This is a genomic window from Mesorhizobium sp. ORM8.1 (assembly GCF_053005525.2).
In genome coordinates this window covers 1,774,119-1,793,403 of record NZ_CM132600.1, presented here as the reverse complement: position 1 = coordinate 1,793,403, position 19,285 = coordinate 1,774,119, and the positions used below count along the sequence as shown (strand labels likewise).

At 63.2% G+C, this 19,285-nt stretch carries 21 protein-coding genes and 2 pseudogenes; 16 read left to right on the top strand and 7 right to left on the bottom strand.

All coding sequences use genetic code 11. The annotated features are described in order from the left end of the window. Window positions 1-34 precede the first annotated feature (34 nt). The 15 genes and pseudogenes from ctaD to ACVDG8_RS09375 all read left to right on the top strand — a co-directional run bounded on the left by ctaD (window position 35) and on the right by ACVDG8_RS09375 (window position 10,117). Window positions 35-1,687 (top strand): cytochrome c oxidase subunit I, encoded by a 1,653-nt coding sequence (ctaD, locus tag ACVDG8_RS09445; protein ID WP_447254467.1) that lies wholly within the window; start codon window positions 35-37, stop codon window positions 1,685-1,687. Between the two features lie 72 nt (window positions 1,688-1,759). After that, window positions 1,760-2,704 (top strand): heme o synthase, encoded by a 945-nt coding sequence (locus ACVDG8_RS09440; protein ID WP_447254466.1) that lies wholly within the window; start codon window positions 1,760-1,762, stop codon window positions 2,702-2,704. Next, window positions 2,701-2,892: a hypothetical protein gene (locus tag ACVDG8_RS09435; RefSeq protein ID WP_447254465.1), complete on the top strand. Its 192-nt coding sequence runs from the start codon at window positions 2,701-2,703 to the stop codon at window positions 2,890-2,892. Before ACVDG8_RS09440 ends, ACVDG8_RS09435 begins: the two co-directional genes overlap by 4 nt. Next, window positions 2,892-3,524, top strand: a complete 633-nt coding sequence (locus tag ACVDG8_RS09430) for a cytochrome c oxidase assembly protein (protein ID WP_447254464.1) — start codon at window positions 2,892-2,894, stop codon at window positions 3,522-3,524. The genes ACVDG8_RS09435 and ACVDG8_RS09430 overlap by 1 nt, the downstream gene beginning before the upstream one ends. A 1-nt stretch (window position 3,525) precedes the next feature. Further along, window positions 3,526-4,407, top strand: coding sequence for a cytochrome c oxidase subunit 3 (locus tag ACVDG8_RS09425; RefSeq protein WP_447254463.1), 882 nt, complete (start codon window positions 3,526-3,528; stop codon window positions 4,405-4,407). 256 nt (window positions 4,408-4,663) lie between these two features. Then, complete coding sequence (locus tag ACVDG8_RS09420) at window positions 4,664-5,170, top strand: L,D-transpeptidase family protein (protein WP_447254462.1); 507 nt, start codon at window positions 4,664-4,666, stop codon at window positions 5,168-5,170. 107 nt (window positions 5,171-5,277) lie between these two features. Continuing rightward, a complete protein-coding gene (locus tag ACVDG8_RS09415) occupies window positions 5,278-5,664 on the top strand; it encodes a DUF983 domain-containing protein (protein ID WP_447254461.1) in 387 nt (128 codons plus the stop codon). Next, a complete protein-coding gene (locus ACVDG8_RS09410) occupies window positions 5,661-6,416 on the top strand; it encodes an SURF1 family protein (protein WP_447254460.1) in 756 nt (251 codons plus the stop codon). Before ACVDG8_RS09415 ends, ACVDG8_RS09410 begins: the two co-directional genes overlap by 4 nt. Beyond that, window positions 6,413-6,559: a hypothetical protein gene (locus ACVDG8_RS09405; RefSeq protein ID WP_447254459.1), complete on the top strand. Its 147-nt coding sequence runs from the start codon at window positions 6,413-6,415 to the stop codon at window positions 6,557-6,559. Before ACVDG8_RS09410 ends, ACVDG8_RS09405 begins: the two co-directional genes overlap by 4 nt. Window positions 6,560-6,574: 15 nt before the next feature. After that, window positions 6,575-7,578 (top strand): annotated as a pseudogene (gene ispH / locus ACVDG8_RS09400) (4-hydroxy-3-methylbut-2-enyl diphosphate reductase). A 6-nt stretch (window positions 7,579-7,584) separates the two neighbouring features. After that, window positions 7,585-8,547, top strand: coding sequence for a homoserine kinase (locus tag ACVDG8_RS09395; protein ID WP_455707658.1), 963 nt, complete (start codon window positions 7,585-7,587; stop codon window positions 8,545-8,547). After that, window positions 8,544-9,089: a ribonuclease HI gene (gene rnhA, locus ACVDG8_RS09390; RefSeq protein ID WP_447254457.1), complete on the top strand. Its 546-nt coding sequence runs from the start codon at window positions 8,544-8,546 to the stop codon at window positions 9,087-9,089. The genes ACVDG8_RS09395 and rnhA overlap by 4 nt, the downstream gene beginning before the upstream one ends. 29 nt (window positions 9,090-9,118) lie before the next feature. Next, window positions 9,119-9,217: pseudogene (locus ACVDG8_RS09385) on the top strand (histidine phosphatase family protein); the annotation flags it as partial. 317 nt (window positions 9,218-9,534) lie between these two features. Further along, window positions 9,535-9,816: a ribbon-helix-helix domain-containing protein gene (locus ACVDG8_RS09380; RefSeq protein WP_447254456.1), complete on the top strand. Its 282-nt coding sequence runs from the start codon at window positions 9,535-9,537 to the stop codon at window positions 9,814-9,816. Further along, window positions 9,806-10,117 carry a type II toxin-antitoxin system RelE/ParE family toxin gene (locus ACVDG8_RS09375; RefSeq protein ID WP_447254455.1) on the top strand — a complete coding sequence of 104 codons (312 nt, stop codon included), beginning with the start codon at window positions 9,806-9,808 and terminating at the stop codon, window positions 10,115-10,117. Before ACVDG8_RS09380 ends, ACVDG8_RS09375 begins: the two co-directional genes overlap by 11 nt. A 175-nt stretch (window positions 10,118-10,292) precedes the next feature. Here the strand turns inward: ACVDG8_RS09375 and ACVDG8_RS09370 are convergent, their stop codons facing one another. The 3 genes from ACVDG8_RS09370 to ACVDG8_RS09360 form a co-directional block, all read right to left on the bottom strand. After that, window positions 10,293-10,769, bottom strand: coding sequence for a DUF2938 domain-containing protein (locus tag ACVDG8_RS09370; RefSeq protein WP_447254454.1), 477 nt, complete (start codon window positions 10,767-10,769; stop codon window positions 10,293-10,295). Between the two features lie 100 nt (window positions 10,770-10,869). Further along, window positions 10,870-11,352 (bottom strand): redoxin family protein, encoded by a 483-nt coding sequence (locus ACVDG8_RS09365; RefSeq protein ID WP_447254453.1) that lies wholly within the window; start codon window positions 11,350-11,352, stop codon window positions 10,870-10,872. Between the two features lie 84 nt (window positions 11,353-11,436). Beyond that, window positions 11,437-12,243, bottom strand: coding sequence for a protein-disulfide reductase DsbD domain-containing protein (locus ACVDG8_RS09360; protein WP_447254452.1), 807 nt, complete (start codon window positions 12,241-12,243; stop codon window positions 11,437-11,439). A 127-nt stretch (window positions 12,244-12,370) separates the two neighbouring features. Between ACVDG8_RS09360 and ACVDG8_RS09355 the strand changes: the two genes are divergently transcribed. Further along, entirely contained in the window at window positions 12,371-12,979 is a 609-nt protein-coding gene (locus tag ACVDG8_RS09355) for a YqgE/AlgH family protein (RefSeq protein WP_447254451.1), read from the top strand. 24 nt (window positions 12,980-13,003) lie between these two features. Here the strand turns inward: ACVDG8_RS09355 and ACVDG8_RS09350 are convergent, their stop codons facing one another. From ACVDG8_RS09350 to thrC, 4 genes are read right to left on the bottom strand one after another with little or no spacing between them, the layout of a single operon-like run. Then, entirely contained in the window at window positions 13,004-15,892 is a 2,889-nt protein-coding gene (locus tag ACVDG8_RS09350; protein WP_455707657.1) for an EAL domain-containing protein, read from the bottom strand. A gap of 2 nt (window positions 15,893-15,894) precedes the next feature. Further along, the gene (locus ACVDG8_RS09345; RefSeq protein ID WP_371011735.1) at window positions 15,895-16,491 is read right to left on the bottom strand and encodes a GNAT family N-acetyltransferase; all 597 of its coding nucleotides are present in this window, start codon (window positions 16,489-16,491) and stop codon (window positions 15,895-15,897) included. A gap of 17 nt (window positions 16,492-16,508) precedes the next feature. Next, entirely contained in the window at window positions 16,509-17,801 is a 1,293-nt protein-coding gene (locus tag ACVDG8_RS09340; protein ID WP_447254449.1) for a M16 family metallopeptidase, read from the bottom strand. A gap of 14 nt (window positions 17,802-17,815) precedes the next feature. After that, complete coding sequence (thrC, locus tag ACVDG8_RS09335) at window positions 17,816-19,213, bottom strand: threonine synthase (RefSeq protein ID WP_447257284.1); 1,398 nt, start codon at window positions 19,211-19,213, stop codon at window positions 17,816-17,818. Window positions 19,214-19,285 lie beyond the last annotated feature (72 nt).

The window sequence follows — 19,285 nt, the reverse complement described above, 5'->3', positions numbered from 1 at the left end:
ACGGGTTAGCAAGAATTAGGGAACGGAGCGGAACATGGCAGAGGCTGCAGCTCACGACGATCACGACCACAAGCCCTATCATGGCTGGGTCCGGTGGGTGTACTCCACCAACCACAAGGATATCGGCACGCTCTACCTGATCTTCGCGATTTGCGCCGGCATCATCGGCGGCGCGCTCTCGGTCGTCATCCGCATGGAGTTGCAGGAGCCGGGCATCCAGATATTCACCGGTCTGGCGCAGATGGTCTACGGCATGAACGGCGACGCCGCCATCGACGGCGGCAAGAGCATGTACAATGCCTTCGGCACCGCGCACGCGCTGATCATGATCTTCTTCATGGTCATGCCGGCGCTGATCGGCGGTTTTGCCAACTGGATGGTGCCGATCATGATCGGCGCGCCGGACATGGCCTTCCCGCGCATGAACAACATCTCTTTCTGGCTGCTGCCGCCGGCCTTCTTGCTGCTGCTGACCTCGCTGTTCATGCCGAGCGCGCCCGGCGCCTTCGGTGCCGGCGGCGGCTGGACGCTTTATCCGCCGCTCTCGACGTCGGGTCAGCCTGGCCCGGCGATGGATCTGGCGATCCTGTCGATCCATATCGCAGGCGCCTCGTCGATCCTCGGCGCCATCAACTTCATCACCACCATCTTCAACATGCGCGCGCCGGGCATGACGCTGCACAAGATGCCGCTGTTTGCCTGGTCTGTGCTGGTCACCGCCTTCCTGCTCTTGTTGTCGCTGCCTGTGCTCGCCGGCGCCATCACCATGCTTTTGACCGACCGCAATTTCGGCACCTCTTTCTTCGTGCCGGACAATGGCGGTGACCCGATCCTCTTCCAGCATCTGTTCTGGTTCTTCGGTCACCCCGAGGTGTACATCCTGATCCTGCCGGGCTTCGGCATTATCAGCCACATCGTCTCGACCTTCTCGAAGAAGCCCGTCTTCGGCTATCTCGGCATGGCCTATGCCATGGTCGCGATCGGTGCCGTCGGCTTCATCGTCTGGGCGCACCACATGTACACCACCGGCCTGTCGCTCGACACGCAGCGCTACTTCGTGTTCGCCACCATGGTCATCGCTGTGCCGACCGGCGTGAAGATCTTCTCCTGGATCGCCACCATGTGGGGCGGCTCGATCTCCTTCAAGCCGCCGATGCTGTGGGCGCTGGGCTTCATCTTCCTGTTCACCATCGGTGGTGTGACCGGCGTCCAGCTCGCCAATGCCGGCCTCGACCGCTCGCTGCACGACACCTATTTCGTCATCGCCCACTTCCACTATGTGCTGTCGCTGGGCGCCGTGTTCGCGATCTTCGCCGGCTGGTACTACTGGTTCCCGAAAATGACCGGCTACATGTATTCGCCGGTCATCGCCAACACCCACTTCTGGGTCACCTTCGTCGGCGTCAACCTGATCTTCTTCCCGCAGCATTTCCTCGGCCTTGCCGGCATGCCGCGCCGTACGATCGACTATCCCGACGCGTTCGCCGGATGGAACTATGTCTCGTCCGTCGGCTCCTACATCTCGGCGGTCGGCGTCCTGATCTTCCTCTACTGCGTCTTCGAGGCCTTCCAGAAGAAGCGGGTGGCCGGCGCCAATCCGTGGGGCGAGGGTGCCACCACGCTCGAATGGCAGCTGCCTTCGCCGCCGCCGTTCCACCAGTGGGAACAGCTGCCGAAGATCAAGTAGGCAGCCGCCTGAAATACGAGACCGCCGGCCTGCCGGCGGTCTTGGCCAACGGAATAATGGACTTAAGTACGCATGGCCCTTGCTGACGACAGATTGATGGAGGACGCGGGCTTTCGCATATCGGAAGCGACCGCGGGCGATTTCTTCGCCCTGCTGAAGCCGCGCGTCATGTCGTTGGTCGTCTTCACCGCTTTTGTCGGCCTGGTCGCGGCGCCCGTCTCCGTCAACCCATTGATAGCGATGGTCGCCATTCTGGCAATTGCCATAGGTGCGGGCGCCTCGGGCGCGCTCAACATGTGGTACGATGCCGACATCGACGCGGTAATGACCAGGACGGCCAGCCGTCCCGTGCCGGCCGGCCGCGTCTCGCCAGGTGAGGCGCTGGGCTTCGGCCTGGTGCTGTCGGCTCTGTCGGTGATGACGCTCGGCGTGCTGGTCAACTGGCTGTCGGCGTCGCTGCTCGCCTTCACCATCTTCTTCTACGCCGTCATCTACACCATGTGGCTGAAGCGCTGGACGCCGCAGAACATCGTCATCGGCGGCGCCGCCGGCGCCATCCCGCCGGTGATCGGCTGGGCGGCGGTGACCGGATCGGTCAGCCTCGAAAGCGTGATCCTGTTCCTGATCATCTTCCTGTGGACGCCGCCGCACTTCTGGGCGCTCGCTCTGTTCAAGTCCGACGACTACGCCCGCGCCGGCATCCCGATGATGCCGAATGTCGCCGGCCAGGCCTCGACGCGCCGGCAGATCTTCGCCTATGCGCTGATCCTGGCGCCGGTCGGCGTACTGCCTTGGGTGCTCGGCTACACCACCGCCGGCTATGGCGTGGTTTCCGCCGTGCTCGGCCTTGGCTTCGTCTGGTATGCCTGGAAGGTTCTGCGCATGCGCGACGACGACAGCGCGATGAAGCCGGCCAAGGCGCTGTTTGCCTATTCGCTGCTCTATCTCTTCGCCATCTTTGCTGCCTATCTCGTCGACTGCGTGGTCGGGCGCGCCCTGACGATGGGGGGTGCATGATCGTGGCCGACAAGAAACTCGAACTGGTGACGCTGACGGAACGCCAGAAAAAGGCGCGCCGCAACCGCTCCATCGCCATCGGTCTCGCGCTCGCCGCACTGGTCGTCATCTTCTACGCCGTCACCATCGTGCGCTTCGGCCATCACGGCGCCAGCCTGACATCGTCGGGTCTGTTGGGAGGCGGCTGATGAGCGGCGAGACCAGCAAGCCCCGCAAGCTGAACAGCAACGCCGTCGTCGCGGCCGTTTGCCTGGCTTTCTTCACCGGCATGGTCGGCATGGCCTATGCGGCGGTGCCGCTCTACAAGATGTTCTGCCAGGTGACCGGCTATGGCGGCACCACGCAGCGCGCCGAAAAGCAATATGCCGGCCGCGTGCTCGACCGCGAGCTTACCGTCCGCTTCGACGCCAACACCAACGGCATTCCGTGGCGGTTCGAGCCGGTCGCCCGCTCGGTGACCATCAAGATCGGCGCGACGGCGCAGGCGCATTACAGCGCCACCAACAAATTCGACCGCCCGATCACCGGCCGCGCTTCCTTCAACGTGCAGCCGGAAATGGCGGGCGCCTATTTCAACAAGGTGGAGTGCTTCTGCTTCACCGACACCACGCTGAAGCCCGGCGAGACGCTGGACATGCCGGTCGTGTTCTATGTCGATCCGGACATCGTCAACGTGCCGGAACTCAAGGACTTGAAGACCATCACGCTGTCCTACACGATGTTCCCGGTCGAAAAGAAACAGCCGGTCGCCTCATCCGCGCCGGCCGCCGGCAGCAGCACCAACAAAGTTTCCGATACCGAAGCAAATCTCGGGGGTTGATATGGCAGACGCGCACGCAAAACCACAACACGACTACCATCTCGTCAACCCCAGCCCCTGGCCTTTCCTGGGCTCGATCGGCGCGCTGGTCATGGCCATCGGCGGCGTCGCCCTGATGCAGTATCTGAAGGCCGGCAACTTCCCGATCTTCGGCCACAACATCGCCAATCCGTGGCTGTTCTTCATCGGCCTCATCATCGTGCTTTACACGATGTTCGCCTGGTGGTCGGACACCATCAAGGAAGCGCATGAGGGCCATCATACGCGCGTCGTGTCGCTGCACCTGCGCTACGGCATGATCATGTTCATCGCCTCCGAGGTGATGTTCTTCGTCGCCTGGTTCTGGGCCTATTTCGACGCCAGCCTGTTTCCGAGCGAGGCAACCCAGTATGCGCGTGCCGCCTTCACCGGCGGCGTCTGGCCGCCGAAGGGTCTGGAGGTTCTCGATCCCTTCCACCTGCCGCTCTACAACACCATCATCCTGCTCTTGTCGGGCACGACGGTGACCTGGGCGCACCACGCGCTGCTGCATGGCGACCGCAAGGGCCTGATCAACGGCCTGGTGCTGACCGTCGGCCTCGGCATGCTCTTCACCATGGTGCAGGCTTACGAGTACATGCACGCGCCGTTCGGGTTCAAGGACTCCATCTACGGCGCCACCTTCTTCATGGCGACCGGTTTCCACGGCTTCCACGTCATCATCGGCACCATCTTCCTGTTGGTCTGCCTGGTGCGCGCCATGCGTGGCGACTTCACCCCGAAGCAGCATTTCGGCTTCGAGGCGGCCGCCTGGTACTGGCACTTCGTCGACGTGGTCTGGCTGTTCCTGTTCAGCGCCATCTATGTCTGGGGCTCGACCGGCGCGCTGATCGAGGGGCACTGATAAAGGCAATTCCGGGAAAAGCGCGTGGCGATTTTCCGGAATTTGCTTCCAGCACTTTTTCAGGAGTTTTGAAGGCGGTCGCGGCGATGCGGCCGCCTTTCTTCTTTTCGGCGCAATGGCCGGCCATCGCTAGAGCAATTCCGGGAAAAGTGTGAAACGGTTAAGTTCGGCGATTTCGCCGTAACCCTCCGACCGGAATTGCGTCAAAACAAGGAGATAGAGCGGTTCGCCGTGAAACGGTGGAACGCTTCAAGCGATGTGGGCGAGAATTCCCTTTGCCATCTGCGCGTATCTGATCGCGACATCCTCTGTGCAGGAACGCGATGCGCCGCTGGCGCTAAAGGTCGATCTGGTGCGGGTCGAGAAGTCGCAGCGGCAACTGCAGCTGATCGGCGGTGGGCAAATCCTGCGCAACTACAGCATCGCGCTCGGTGGTGATCCCGTCGGCCACAAGCACCGGGAGGGCGACGAGCGGACGCCGGAAGGGCGCTACGTCCTCGACTGGCGCAATCCCAACAGTGTCGCGCACAAGTCAATCCATATCTCCTATCCCAATGCCGACGATGTCGCGGCGGCAAGGTCCCGCGGTATCGATCCCGGCGGCTTCATCATGATCCATGGCCAGCCGAATGGTTTCGGCTGGACGGGCCGGCTGCTTCAAATGGTCGACTGGACCGACGGCTGCATTGCGGTTACGGACTCGGATATCGATGAAATCTGGACAATGGTGGCCGACGGCACACCGATAGAGATCACGAAGTGAGCTAAGCAATTCCGGGAAAAGTGTCACACGGTTTTCCGTCCGGAATTGCGCCAAACAAGGAGATAGAGCGGTTCGCCGTTTCCGCGAAACGCTCTGGAGATCACGCAATGAGCGAAGACAAGGCGATCTGGCCACCCATCGATCCGATCTCGGCGGGCCTGCACGGTCGCTGCCCGCGCTGCGGTGAAGGCAAGCTGTTCTCCGGGTTCCTCACCGTCGGCCAGCGCTGCTACAATTGCGGCCTTGATTATTCCTTCGCCGATGCCGGCGATGGCCCGGCGGTGTTCGTCATCCTGATCATCGGCTTCATTGTCGTCGGCCTTGCGCTGTGGATGGAAGTGACGTTCAGCCCGCCGCTCTGGCTGCATTTCCTGATCTGGCTGCCGCTGGCCCTGGTGCTCTGCCTGACGGCGCTGCGCCTGATCAAGGGCGTGCTGATCACCTTGCAATATTCCAAGAAAGCCGCCGAAGGCAGGCTGGACTCCGGCCAGTGAGCGAAGCCACTGCTTCGGCTGCCGGCCGTTCGCGGCCGCGCTCGGCGTTGCTGCTTGGCCTTGGCCTGGTCCTGCTCGCCATTCTGATCGGGCTCGGTACCTGGCAGGTCCAGCGCCTGCACTGGAAGCAACACCTGCTTGCCACCATCGACAAGCGAACCCATGCGGCGCCCTTGCCGCTGGCCGATGTCGAGAAGGAATTCGCCGCCTCGCAGGATGTCGAATACACGCCGGTGACGGTAACAGGCACCTTCCTGCACCAGGGCGAGCGGCATTTCTTTTCCACTTGGGAAGGCGACAGCGGCTTCAACGTCTACACGCCCCTTGAGCTCGAGGACGGCCGCTTCGTGCTCGTCAATCGTGGTTTCGTTCCCTACGATCTCAAGGATCCGGCCAAGCGCCCGCAGGGCGAGGTTGCCGGCAAGGTCACGGTGACAGGCCTGGCGCGAAACCCGTTGCCGGCCAAGCCGTCGATGATGCTGCCCGACAATGATGTCGCCAAGAACATCTTCTTCTGGAAGGACCGCGACGTCATGGCTGCGAGCGCCGGCCTGCCGGCAGGGGCCGTGCTGGTGCCGTTCTTCATCGACGCCGACAAGACGCCGAACCCAGGCGGCCTGCCGGTCGGCGGCGTCACCATCATCGATCTGCCCAACAACCATCTGCAATATGCGCTGACCTGGTACGGCCTGGCCGCCGCTCTCGCCGCCGTGCTGATCCTGAGGCTGCGCCGTCCAGCGAAACAAGCATGAAGCGCGCCGCTCTTGACAGGGCAGGGGTGCGCACCTCATTTCGCCTTGAGCAATTCCAGGAAAAGTGTGCGGTTAAGTTCGGCGACTTCGCCGTAACCCTCCGCCAGGAATTGCGTCAAAACAAAAAGACAGATTCCGACTGAACCGGCTTACATTTGATGACCCAGAAAAAGCCCCCACTGACGATCAGGCTCTGCCAGCCGCGCGGCTTCTGCGCCGGCGTCGACCGCGCCATCCAGATCGTCGTGCTGGCGCTGAAGAAATACGGCGCGCCGGTCTATGTCCGCCACGAAATCGTGCACAACCGTTATGTCGTGGAAGGCCTGCAGAGCCTGGGCGCGGTGTTCATCGAGGAACTCTCCGAGATCCCGCCGGAGCATCGGCAAAGCCCTGTCGTGTTTTCCGCGCATGGCGTGCCGAAATCGGTGCCGGCGGATGCCCAGGCGCGCGAACTGTTTTACCTCGACGCCACCTGTCCGCTGGTGTCGAAAGTGCATAAGCAGGCAATGCGCCACCAGCGGCTTGGCCGCCACGTCTTTTGATCGGCCATGCCGGCCACCCGGAGGTGATCGGCACCATGGGCCAATTGCCGGAAGGCGCTGTCACCCTGATCGAGACCGAGGCGGATGCGGCAAAGCTCGAGCCAGCCGATCCCAAGGCGCTCGGCTTCGTCACCCAGACGACGCTGTCGGTGGAAGACACGGCCGGCATCATCCGCGCCCTGCAGGATCGCTTTCCCGAATTGCACGCGGCGGCGGCCGAATCGATCTGCTACGCCACCACCAACCGCCAGGAGGCGGTGAAGGAGACGGCGGCCGGCGCCGACCTTTTCCTCATCGTCGGCGCGCCCAATTCGTCCAATTCGCGCCGCCTTGTCGAAGTGGCGGAGCGTGCGGGTGCTGCGATGTCGCTTCTCGTGCAGCGGGCCGCCGAAATTCCGTGGGATGAGATCGGCGGGATTTCGACGCTTGGCCTGTCGGCCGGCGCCTCGGCGCCGGAGATCATCGTCGATGAAATCATCGACGCATTCCGGCAGCGCTTCGACGTCACTATCGATCTGGCCATCACGGCCACCGAAACGGAGGATTTTCCGGTGATGCGGGTTTTGCGCGATGTCGAACTGACGGCGGCCGACATGGCTTTCGTCAACGGAGCCGCGTGAAGCCAGATGGCCGTCTACACCGACGTCAACGAAGGCGAGCTCGGCGCGTTCCTCAAGGCCTACCCGGTCGGTGACCTGTTGTCCTACAAGGGTATCGCCGAGGGCACCGAGAATTCCAATTTCCTTCTCCACACCTCGACCGGCTCCTACATCCTGACCCTCTACGAGAAGCGGGTCGACAAGGCCGACCTGCCTTTTTTCCTAGGCCTGATGGGGCATCTGGCGCGAAAGGGCATTTCCTGCCCGTTGCCGGTCACCGCGCATGACGGCGCCGTCATCGGCACGCTTGCCGGGCGCCCCGCCGTCATCATCACCTTCCTCGAAGGCCTCTCGCTCAGGCGCCCGACGGCCGCGCATTGCGGTGAGGTCGGCAAGGCGCTGGCCGAGCTGCATCTTGCCGGCCAGGATTTTCAGATGAAAAGGGCGAACGCGTTGGCCATCGACGGCTGGCGCAAGCTCTGGAATGCCGCTCGGGACCGCGCCGACGAGGTCGAGCCGGGTCTGGCGGCCGAAGTCGATGCCGATTTCGCCGATTTCGAGCGTAACTGGCCGAACGGGTTGCCGCGCGGCATCATCCACGCCGATCTGTTCCCGGACAATGTCTTCTTCCTCGGCGAGAAACTGTCGGGGCTGATCGATTTCTATTTCGCCTGCGACGACCTCTACGCTTATGACGTCGCCACCTGCCTCAACGCCTGGTGCTTCGAGAAGGACTTTTCCTTCAACCTGACCAAGGGCACGGCGCTGCTTGCCGGCTATCAGTCGGTGCGGCCGCTGGGAAAAGACGAGAAGGCGGCGCTGCCGCTGCTGGCGCGCGGCTCGGCGTTGCGTTTCATGCTGACCAGGCTCTATGACTGGCTGACCGTTCCCGACGGCGGGCTGGTGATGAAGCGCGATCCGACCGAATATATCCGCCGCATGCGCTTCCACCGCGCCATCCGGTCACCATCTGAATACGGGCTGACATGAACAAGCAAGTCGAGATCTTCACCGACGGCGCCTGCTCGGGCAATCCCGGGCCTGGCGGCTGGGGCGCCATCCTACGCTTCAACGGCAAGACCAAGGAGCTGTCGGGCGGCGAAGCCGAGACCACCAACAACCGCATGGAGCTGCTGGCCGCCATCTCGGCCTTGAACGCGTTGAAGGAGCCTTGCGCGGTGGAGCTGCACACCGACAGCAAATATGTCATGGACGGCATCTCCAAATGGATCCATGGCTGGAAGAAGAACGGCTGGAAGACCGCCGACAAGAAGCCGGTCAAGAACGGTGAGCTGTGGCAGGCGCTGGACGAAGCCAACCGCCGCCACAAGGTGACCTGGAACTGGGTCAAGGGACATGCCGGCCATGCCGAGAACGAGCGCGCCGACGAGTTGGCACGGGAAGGCATGGCGCCGTTCAAGAAGGGCTCGGCCGTGTCCGCAAGGCCGAAGCCTGCCGCGGCGCCGAAACCGGCTGCACCCGCGAAGCAGTCGGCCGCCCCGAGGGCACGGCGCTCGACCCAGAGCTACTGACTTAAGGCCCCGGCAGGAAGGCCCCTATCGTGCCGACCGCATACTACATCACGCATCCCCAAGTCCGGATCGATGCCGACATTCCAGTGCCGGAATGGGGATTATCCGACATCGGCCGTGCCAGGGCCGTTTCCTGCTCGCCCTGGGTGGCCGTGAGATCAACCGCGTGGCGGATCAGCCGGCCGGCGGTGGAAACCACTTCGCCTACGATATCGATGCGCGGCGCGTCCTTCACGAATGGCGGCCGATCGATCGGCGCTGATCTCGCCAGAGCCAGCGATCCGGATTTTGGCTGAAGAGGTCACGTCCATCGTTGCCGGGAGCCACCCTCATGGCATCGCGGGACGTTCGACAGCGGATTGTTGGAAAGGGTGAAAAGCCGTACTATTTACTACCATAGAGCAATTGCGGACAATGAAGCGATCTGCAGCAAGGGTGAGATCCTATGGCAAACGTGGAAAAGATCAGCGTGGCCGTAACCCCGCAACAAGCGGCAATCATGCGCGAGGCGGTAGAAGCGGGTGAGTACGCCACCACGAGCGAGATCGTGCGCGAGGCCATGCGCGACTGGCTCGCCAAGCGCGAACTTCGACACGAGGACGTGCGCCGGCTGCGTCAATTGTGGGATGAAGGCAAGGCAAGCGGCAAGCCGGAACCCATAGACTTTGACGTGCTGAGAAAGGAAGCTCGGCAGAGGCTCGCGAAAGCCGCGTCGAATGGTCGTTAGGATAGTCTGGTCGCCAGCGGCCAGGGCCGATCTGCTCGACGTCTATCTGACAATAGGCGGTGAAAATCCAAGAGCAGCCGACCGCCACTACGACCAGTTGGAGGCGCGGGCGATGCAACTGACCGATCAGCCACGCATGGGCGCGAGGCGACCCGACATTCGTCCTTCAACCCGAATGCTGGTCGAGGCGCCGTTCCTGCTGCTTTACGAAACCATCTCGGACACGGACGACGGCTTGATCCAGTGGGTTGAGATCGTGCGTGTGGTGGACGGGCGAAGAGACTTGAACCATCTGTTCTGAGGTGGAAGGCGCGCTACGATTCCGCATTGGAGGAATTCGGCGTCACCGCCACTGTCGGCCGCGGCATCACGCGCGAGCAATTCGAAGCTGCGAAGGACAGGCTGCGCCAGGAAATCATTGGGACCGTTGCCTCGACGACGCCGGCACTAACGAATCCACACCCGCTCAAGGATAATCAGCGGATCAGCAGCGCCGTCGAGAACATGCCGAGCGCAAACACCGTGTGCGCCACGAGGTTGAGCGTGCGCGCCTTCATAGGGTTGGGCACCTTGGACGCTGCCCAGCCGGCACCTAGGCCCGGAGCCAGCAGGAACCAGCCGGCTCCGACCGTGACGATGCCGAGGATGAAGGCCGGCAGGAAGGTCGGGTTGGCCAGCCAGCCCGCGCCGGCAAGCACGACCAGGATCACGCCATAAAGGATGCCCACCAGATAGTGGAAAACCCAGCCCAGCGCCTTTTCATGCTCATAGGGCGCGGCCTCGCCGATATCGTCGTGGAATACCTTTTCGGGCAGATGCCGGACCCAGCGGCCGACTATGGCCCAATTGGGCAAAGGCTGGCCGATCGCCTTGTTGAGGATGATCGCCCAGATATCCATGAACACCGTAGCGCCGACGCCGATCGCCGCCGCGCGCCAGACGATATCGAGCATCACAGCATGATCCCGAAAAGTGGGAATTGGTTTTCGGACAAGATCATGCTCCAACAAAGAGTTAGATCAGGATGGCGGGTCAACGAGACGTCATCCTGATCTAAAGCTGCTCGAGGATCGTTGAGGCGCCGCTCTCGTTGACGCCGGGCTTGGTCTCGACATTGAGCGCGATGAGCTTGCCGTCGTCGACGATCATCGAAAACCGCTTCGAGCGGTGGCCCATGCCGCTGCCGGAGTAATCGGCGTCGAGGCCGACCGCCTTGGCGAAATCGCCATTGCCGTCGGCGAGGTAGAGGATCTTGCCTTCGCCGCCGGTGAAGCGCGCCCAGGCGCCCATGACATGCACGTCGTTGACCGAAACGACCGCGATCGTGTCGACGCCGCGTGTCAGGATGGCGTCATGATTTTCCAGATAGCCCGGCAGGTGGTTGTTGGAGCAGGTCGGCGTGAAGGCGCCGGGGACGCCGAACAGCACGACCTTCTTGCCGGCGAAGATCTCCTTGCCCGTAACCTCTTTTGCGCCGTCCGCGGTCATCGTCTTGAAGGTCGCGTCGGGCAGTTTTTCGCCAACCGAAATGGTCATGGGAAGCCTCGCTGGGGGATGGGAAGGGTCGATGCCTTCGATATCGGACTGCGCGGGCTCCGGCAACTCTTCAAAAGAACTGGATCAAGGGAAAGGCAAGAGCCCGTCCACCGAACCCTCGGCGCTGGTCAGCGTATAATACAACCCGCCATCCGTAGGCGTCGCCGACGGCCGGTCGAGGATCGGCACGGTGAACATCAGCTTGCCGTCCTTCTCGCTTCGTACCGGTGCGCCGAACATGTAGTCGCGCTCGCCGGCGATGAAGAAGTCGACAGAGGCAGGATCGCCTGGCGACTGCGCCTGGACGACAAGCGTCTCATGGTCGCCGGGCAGCACGTTGACGCTGAAATCCGGCCGCGATGGTGTCGGCAGCGCGGCAAGCGCCGTCTTGACCACGGCGGCATCGTTTGCGTTGTCGGGATCGGATGCGGGGTCGACGCTGAGCCGCGTCTGAACCGGAATGCAGATCGTCTCGCAAATGCCGAGGAAAATGTTGGCGTCGATGGTCGCCGGCTGTCCAGGCGCGGCAAGCGTGAAGGTGACGGGAAGCGAGATCGGCCGATCGTAGCCCGCCCATTTGCCGTAGCCGTCATCATGCCGCTGCGGCGGCGGGAACAGCAATTGGACGTCGGCGATGTTGGTGCTGCCGGCTATATCGAGCTGCGGCGGCACGCCGGCATCGCCCGGATCGCGCCAATAGGTCTTCCAGCCGGGCTTGAGCGCGATGTCGAGCACGCCATGGATCTTGCCGGCCTCGTCGGGCTTGCCGGTCGTCACCAGCCGCACCTTGCCGCCTTCCGTGTTGTACCAGGCCGAGGAGGAAGCCTCGGCCGGAAGCCCTGTTGCCCAACCGAACACGGCGCCGAGAACCAGTATTTTCAAGTATCGCATGGCGGTGATTTGACCGTCCGTTCTTGGCGGCGCAATGTCTTCGTCGCGCTGCCGGTATCATATTTGCGTGACATCGGGCAAAGGCGGCATCTTTTCCGCGCTGCGGAAACGGGTTACGCTCTCCCTCATGGACTTGTTGCGCAACAAGAAGACGGCCGCCGGACGCGGCTTCTTCGACGACCAGTTCCTGATTGCCATGCCCGGCATGAAGGACGATCGCTTCGCGCGCTCCGTCATCTATATCTGCGCCCACAGCGACGAGGGCGCCATGGGTCTTATCATCAACCAGACACAGCAGATGCTGTTTCCCGATCTCCTGGTGCAGCTTGGCATCATGAACGAGCAGGAAGCGATCCGCCTGCCGGCGCATGCCCGCGATTTCGTCGTGCGCAATGGCGGCCCGGTCGACCGCAGCCGCGGCTTTGTGCTGCATTCGGGCGATTACCGGGTGGAATCCTCGCTCAACGTCTCCGACGACATCTGCCTGACCGCCACGGTCGACATCCTACGCGCCATCTCGACCGGCCGCGGCCCGCGCCGCGCGCTGATGGCGCTCGGCTATTCCGGCTGGGGCGCCGGCCAGCTCGAAACCGAGATTGCCGAGAATGGTTGGCTGACCTGTCCGGCTACGCCCGAGCTTCTGTTCGACACCGACATCGAGCGCAAATACGACCGGATCCTCGCCTCGATCGGCATCGACCTCGCGCATCTCAGCGCCGCCGCCGGCCACGCTTAACCGATTGCGCTGACGCAGAGGCCGCTAAGCCTGCGTCAGCGGGTACTGTTCCCGCAGCGTCTTCAGCACCTGGTCGCCGGGCATCGGCGCGCCGAACATGAAGCTCTGGACGTATTCGCAGCCCATCTGGCGCAGTTCCAGCGCATCGCTCTCGTCGGAAATGCCTTCCGCGACGACCGAAAGTCCAAGCTCATGCGCCATGTTGACCATGGATTTGATCAGCACCGCGCGTTTCGGCGACGAATCGTCGACGAAGCTCTTGTCGATCTTGATCGTGTCGAAGGGGAAGCGGGTCAGGTAGGAAAGCGAGGAATAGCCGGTGCCGAAATCGTCGAGCGAGAGCCCGATGCCGAGCTGCTTCAGCTTGGTCAGCACATGCGCGGTCTGTTCGGGATTGTCCATGACCAGCGATTCGGTGAGTTCCAGCCGGAAGCAGCGCGGCTTGAGATTGGCGCGCGCAATCACCGAGCGAACGTCGCTGACCAGATCGCGGCGGATGAGCTGGCGGCTTGAGAGGTTGACCGAGACCGACAGCGGCGCATCGCCGATCTGCTTTTGCCAGCTCGCCAGGTCCTCGGCCGCCTGCTGCATGGCGAACAGGCCGAGCTGCACGATCAGTCCGCAGCTTTCGGCCACCGGAATGAAATCGCCGGGAGGGATCATGCCGCGGCGCGGATGATCCCAGCGCAGCAAGGCTTCGAAGCCGGCCACGGTGCCGTCTTCCAGCCGCACGATCGGCTGGTAGGCAAGCGTGAATTCGCGCCGCTCGATGGCGCGGCGAAGATCGGATTCGAACTGCAGCCGGTCGGTGCCGACGGTGCGGAAGGCCGGCCGGAACGGCTCGATGCGGTCGCCGCCGAAGCGCTTGGCCTGGTGCATGGCAAGCTCGGCGTCCTTGACCATGTCCTCGGCCGAGCTTTGCGCCGTCGTCCAGGTGATCAGGCCGATCGAGGCAGTCAGCACGATCTCGCGCTTGGCGAAGGTGATCGGGTTGTTGATGGCGTGCTTGATGGCGTCGGCGATTGCCGCGATGCGGGCCGGGTCCTGCTCCGACAAGAGCATCAGCGCGAACTGGTCGCCGGCAAAGCGCGACAGTGAATCCTTGGGCTTCAGCAGCCGATGCAGCCGGCGCGCGACGGTCAGAAGAATGGTATCGCCGGCCGAGATGCCGAGGCCGTCATTGACCTGTTTGAAGCGGTCGATGTCGATGATGAAGACGGTCGGCCGGACCTTCTCCTCGGTGCGCGCGATCGAGATGATCGCCTCCAGCCGGTTCATGTACAATTCGCGGTTGGGCAGGCCGGTCAAATTATCGTGCACGGCGTCGTGCAGCAGCCTTTCCTCGGATTTCTTCTGCTCGGTGACGTCGACCATGGTGCCGACGCAGCAAATCACCTCGCCGTCCGAGCCGATCACTGGGCGGGCGCGCAGCGAGAACCAGTGATAATGGCCGTCGGCGCCGCGCAGGCGGAAATTCTGCGAGACCTTGCCGCGCCGGTGCTCCAGCACCACGTCGAGCGTAGTGCGGAAGGTGTCGCGGTCATCGGAATGCAGCACCGGCAGCCAGTTGCGGGCGGCTCCTCCCAGGCTGTTCGGCGCTAGGCCGAGCTGCAGGCTGATGTCCGGCTTGGTCACCACGCGGTCGCGCAGCACATCCCAGTCCCAGACGATATCGCCGGAGCCGGCAACGGCGAGTGCCTGCCGTTCGAGGTCCGAGAACAGGCCCTGATGCAGCGCGCCGCCGGCAAAGGCGTGCTGCATGACGGTGAAGCCGATGAGCAGGATGATCAGGATCAGGCCGCCACCCAACGCCGGCTGGGCGATGTCGTTGTCCAGCATGCCGGTGATCGCCATCCACGACCCGCATAGCCAGAGCAGCACCATGACCCAACTCGGCACCAGCATGATGGCGCGGTCGTAGCCGCGGATACCGAGGAAGATGATGAGGCCGAGGCCGGTGAGTGCCGTGGCGGCAAAGGAGATGCGGGCAATGCCGGCGGCGACCGCCGGGTCGACGATTGCCACGCCCGCGATCAACAGCAGGCCGAGGATCCAGACCAGCGCGCCATAGCTGAAATGGCCGTGCCATCGGTTGAGATTGAGATAAGCGAACAGGAACACCACGAAGGTGCCGGCAAGCGCTACCTCGGTGCCGGCCCGCCATATCTGCTCATTGCCGGGCGATATCGCGATGACCTTGTTGAGAAAGCCGAAATCGACGCAGATATAGGCAAGCACCGCCCAGGCAAGTGCTGCCGTCGCCGGGAACATCGAGGTTCCCTTGACGACGAACAGGATGGTCAGAAACAGCGCCAGCAGCCCGGCAATGCCGATGACGATGCCGCGAAACAGCGTGTAGGAATTGACCGAGTCCTTGTAGGAGTCCGGTTCCCACAGATAGACCTGCGGCAGCTTCGGCGAGGCGAGCTCGGCAATGAAGGTCACGACCGTGCCGGGGTTCAGCGTCACCCGGAACACGTCGGCGTCGGGGCTGGTCTGGCGGTCGAGCGCGAAACCTTCGCTGGGCGTGATCGCGGCGATGCGCGTCGAGCCGAGATCGGGCCAGAAGATGCCCGAATTCACCAGGCGGAAATGCGGCGCCACGATCAGCCGGTCGAGCTGCTGGTCGGTGGTGTTGGCAAGCGCGAATACGGCCCAGTCGCCGCTCGAGCGCGCGTCATTGGCCTCGACCTCGATGCGCCGCACGATGCCGTCAGGCCCAGGTGCTGTCGAAACCTGGAAATTCTCGCCCTGGTTCCGATAGATCTCGACGGCGCGCGATAGGTCGAGCGCCTTGTCGTCGCGCGCAATCTTGATCGGCTCCACGGCAAAAGCCGGCACGGCCGTCGAAAACAAGGTGAAGACCGCCAGGATAAGGGCGAACAGCGACGCGAATCGCGCAAAAGTCGTCACAATCAGCCCTTCGTTCCATCGCCCGGCGGATCGTCCGCGATCCGGGCGTAGAGGTAGTGATCCTGCCAGATACCGTTGATCCTTAGATAGGATCGCAGCAGTCCTTCGCGCCGAAATCCGGCTTTTTCAAGCACGCGGATCGATCGGGCGTTGTCGGGAATACAGGCAGCCTCGATCCGGTGCAACCGCAGCGTATCGAAGGCAAAGCGCGACACCAGCTTGACGGCGTCGGTCATCAGGCCGCGGCCGCCGAAGCGCTCGCCGATCCAGTAGCCGACATGGCCGCTCTGGGCGACGCCGTGACGGATGTTGCCGAGCGTGATGCCGCCAGCCAGCTTGCCGCTCGATTTCTCGAAGATGAAGAAGGCGATCGCCGTGCCTTGCGCGTAGTCCTCGCGATAGCGGCTGATGCGCAGCCGCCAGGCGGCGCGGTCGAGCTCATCCGGCTGCCAGCGCGGCTCCCAGGGTTCCAGGAAGGCGCGGCTTTCGCCGCGCACCGTCGACCATTCGCGATAGTCGTTGGTGAAGGGCACGCGCAGCGTGACCTTGTCGCCCTTCAGTGCCGGCAGGTCGCGGCGAAAGAAAGGGAGCGCGAACACGGCTCTTAGAACTGAGGTCAGACTGCGAGCCGGCGGGCCGTCGGCGTCGGGCCCGCTAGCGATTCGAGGATTGCTTCGTAGGGCGCAAGCGTACCGACGGGACCGACAGCAGTAAGCGTCGGCTTGGTCGAGAACAGCCGCGCCGAGAGATCGGTCAGCCGCTCGACGGTCAGCGCCGACAGCCGCTCCATCAATTCCTCCTTGGCGATGGGCCGGCCGAACAGCAGCAACTGCCGGGCAATCTGCGAGGCGCGGCTGGCCGGGCTCTCGGCCGACATGATCAGGCCGGCCCGGTATTGCGCGCGCGCCCGTTCGAGCTCTTCCTGAAGGATGTTTTCGCCGGCTTTCTGCAATTCGTCGATGATCACCGGAACCAGCTTGGCGATATCGCTCTGCCCGGTCGCGGCATGCACACCAAAGATGCCGGTGTCGGAAAAGCCCCAGTGGAAGGCATAGACGGAGTAGCAAAGGCCACGCTTCTCGCGCACTTCCTGGAACAATCTCGACGACATGCCGCCGCCGAGGATCATCGACAGCACCTGCGAGGCGTAGAAGTCGCGCACATGGTAGGCGCGGCCCTCGAAGCCAAGCACGATCTGCGCGTCCATCAGGTCGCGGTCCTCGCGGAAGTCGCCGCCGACATATTGCGCGTATTGCGGAATGTTGCCCGTCGCCTTGGCGCGGAAGCCGCCGAGTCGCTTTTCGACCTCACGCACGAAAGCGTCATGTTTGACGTCGCCGGCAGCCACGACCACCATGTGTTCGGCGGCGTATTGCCGCTCGATGAAGTTGTGCAACTGCTTGGAGGTGAAGGATTTGACCGTTTCCGGCGTGCCGAGGATCGAGCGGCCGATGGTCTGGTGGCGGAAGGCGGTTTCGGTGAATCGGTCGAAGACGATGTCGTCGGGCGTGTCGTGCGCGGCGCCGATCTCCTGCAGGATCACATGCTGCTCGCGCTCCAGCTCTTCCGGATCGAATTCGGACTCTTGCAGGATGTCGGAGAGGATATCGACCGCCAGCGGCACGTCGTCGGAAAGCACCCTGGCATAGTAGGAGGTGGTTTCGACGCTGGTGGCGGCGTTGATCTCGCCGCCGACATTCTCGATTTCCGAAGCGATCTCGAAGGCTGTGCGCCGTTTGGTGCCCTTGAACGCCATGTGCTCGAGCAGATGGGCCATGCCATGCTCCTCGTCGCGTTCATTGCGGGCGCCTGATTTCACCCAGGCGCCAAGGGCAACGGATTCGATGCTTGGAAGGGTTTCGGTGGCGACTGTCAGGCCGTTCGACAGACGGCTTACCTCAACACCCATATGGCAAGTACTCCCTAACGCGCCGCCCTTGAGTGACGGTTCACGTAATCTTCCACCATTTTCAAGTCGGATGGAAGTGTCGTGTATTTTTCGTCGGCTGTCATCAAGCCGTCGAGCCATGCCGGCAGCGCCGGGGCAATGCCGCTGGCGGCCTCGACCGCGGCCGGGAATTTTGCCGGATGCGCGGTGCCGAGCACCACCATCGGCACCGCGCCGCCAGCGTGGGCGGCCGCGACATGCACGGCGGCGGCCGTATGCGGATCAAGCAGATAGCCGCTTTTTTCGAGCGTCGCGCGAATCGTGGCCGCAACCTCGTCGACGCTGGCGCGGCCGGCATCGAACTCGGCGCGGATGCGGGCAAGCTCGCCGGCCTCGATGGTGAAGGCGCCGGACTGTTTCAGCCCGTTCATATAACGCCGCACGGTCTCGGCGTTACGACCCGCCGCTTCGAACAGCAGGCGTTCGAAATTCGACGACACCTGGATGTCCATAGACGGAGAGGTGGTGGCGAACACGCCCCTGGTGCGGTATTCGCCGTTGGCAAGCGTGCGCGCCAGGATGTCGTTGTCGTTGGTGGCGATGATCAGCCGCTCGATCGGCAATCCCATGCGCTTTGCGGCGTAGCCGGCGAAAATATCGCCGAAATTGCCGGTCGGCACGGTGAAGGACACCGGACGGTCCGGGGCGCCGAGCGACAGCGCGGACGAGAAATAATAGACGATCTGGGCCATGATGCGGGCCCAGTTGATCGAATTGACACCCGACAGCGAGACCCGGTCGCGAAAACCGTGGTCGTTGAACATGTCCTTCACCAGGCTCTGGCAATCGTCGAAATTGCCTTCGAGCGACAGCGCATGGACATTTGGCGCTTGCGACGTCGTCATCTGCCGCTGCTGCACCGGCGAGACCTTGCCGTGCGGGAAGAGGATGAAGATGTCGGTGCGGTCGCGCCCGGCGAAGGCATCGATCGCCGCACCCCCGGTGTCGCCGGAAGTGGCGCCGACGATGGTCGCGCGCTGGCCGCGTTCGGCAAGCACATGGTCCATCAGCCTGGCAAGCAACTGCATCGCCACGTCCTTGAAGGCAAGCGTCGGGCCGTGGAACAGCTCCAGCACGAAGCTGTTGGCGCCTGCCTGCACCAGTGGGCAGACGGCCTCATGCCTAAACGTGGCATAGGCCTCGCGCACCAGCCGCTCGAAGACAGGGGCCGCGATCTCGTCGCCGAGGAACGGCGTCAGCACACGTATCGCAAGGTCAGGATAGGCAAGGCCGCGCATGGCGCGGATGTCGGCGGCGGAAAATTGCGGCCATTGGCGCGGCACATAGAGGCCGCCGTCGCGCGCCAGCCCGGCCAGCACCGCATCGGAAAATCCAAGCACGGGTGCGTCCCCGCGGGTACTCACATATTGCATCGTAAAAGGCCCATTGCTGCCGGTCGCGTCATCCACGGCAATTGGTTAATTTTCCGAGCCGGCTCAGTCGCA

Coding starts and splice junctions, on each gene's coding strand:
- ACVDG8_RS09355 (WP_447254451.1), top strand. CDS start 12,371: ATGGACTTGTTGCGCAACAAGAAGACGGCCGCCGGACGCGGCTTCTTC.
- ACVDG8_RS09420 (WP_447254462.1), top strand. CDS start 4,664: ATGTGGGCGAGAATTCCCTTTGCCATCTGCGCGTATCTGATCGCGACA.
- ACVDG8_RS09365 (WP_447254453.1), bottom strand. CDS start 11,352: ATGACCATTTCGGTTGGCGAAAAACTGCCCGACGCGACCTTCAAGACG.
- ACVDG8_RS09340 (WP_447254449.1), bottom strand. CDS start 17,801: ATGGGTGTTGAGGTAAGCCGTCTGTCGAACGGCCTGACAGTCGCCACC.
- ACVDG8_RS09370 (WP_447254454.1), bottom strand. CDS start 10,769: ATGCTCGATATCGTCTGGCGCGCGGCGGCGATCGGCGTCGGCGCTACG.
- ACVDG8_RS09375 (WP_447254455.1), top strand. CDS start 9,806: ATGGTCGTTAGGATAGTCTGGTCGCCAGCGGCCAGGGCCGATCTGCTC.
- ACVDG8_RS09395 (WP_455707658.1), top strand. CDS start 7,585: ATGGCCGTCTACACCGACGTCAACGAAGGCGAGCTCGGCGCGTTCCTC.
- ACVDG8_RS09440 (WP_447254466.1), top strand. CDS start 1,760: ATGGCCCTTGCTGACGACAGATTGATGGAGGACGCGGGCTTTCGCATA.
- ACVDG8_RS09360 (WP_447254452.1), bottom strand. CDS start 12,243: ATGCGATACTTGAAAATACTGGTTCTCGGCGCCGTGTTCGGTTGGGCA.
- ctaD (WP_447254467.1), top strand. CDS start 35: ATGGCAGAGGCTGCAGCTCACGACGATCACGACCACAAGCCCTATCAT.
- ACVDG8_RS09405 (WP_447254459.1), top strand. CDS start 6,413: ATGAAGCGCGCCGCTCTTGACAGGGCAGGGGTGCGCACCTCATTTCGC.
- ACVDG8_RS09435 (WP_447254465.1), top strand. CDS start 2,701: ATGATCGTGGCCGACAAGAAACTCGAACTGGTGACGCTGACGGAACGC.
- thrC (WP_447257284.1), bottom strand. CDS start 19,213: ATGCAATATGTGAGTACCCGCGGGGACGCACCCGTGCTTGGATTTTCC.
- ACVDG8_RS09380 (WP_447254456.1), top strand. CDS start 9,535: ATGGCAAACGTGGAAAAGATCAGCGTGGCCGTAACCCCGCAACAAGCG.
- ACVDG8_RS09415 (WP_447254461.1), top strand. CDS start 5,278: ATGAGCGAAGACAAGGCGATCTGGCCACCCATCGATCCGATCTCGGCG.
- ACVDG8_RS09430 (WP_447254464.1), top strand. CDS start 2,892: ATGAGCGGCGAGACCAGCAAGCCCCGCAAGCTGAACAGCAACGCCGTC.
- rnhA (WP_447254457.1), top strand. CDS start 8,544: ATGAACAAGCAAGTCGAGATCTTCACCGACGGCGCCTGCTCGGGCAAT.
- ACVDG8_RS09425 (WP_447254463.1), top strand. CDS start 3,526: ATGGCAGACGCGCACGCAAAACCACAACACGACTACCATCTCGTCAAC.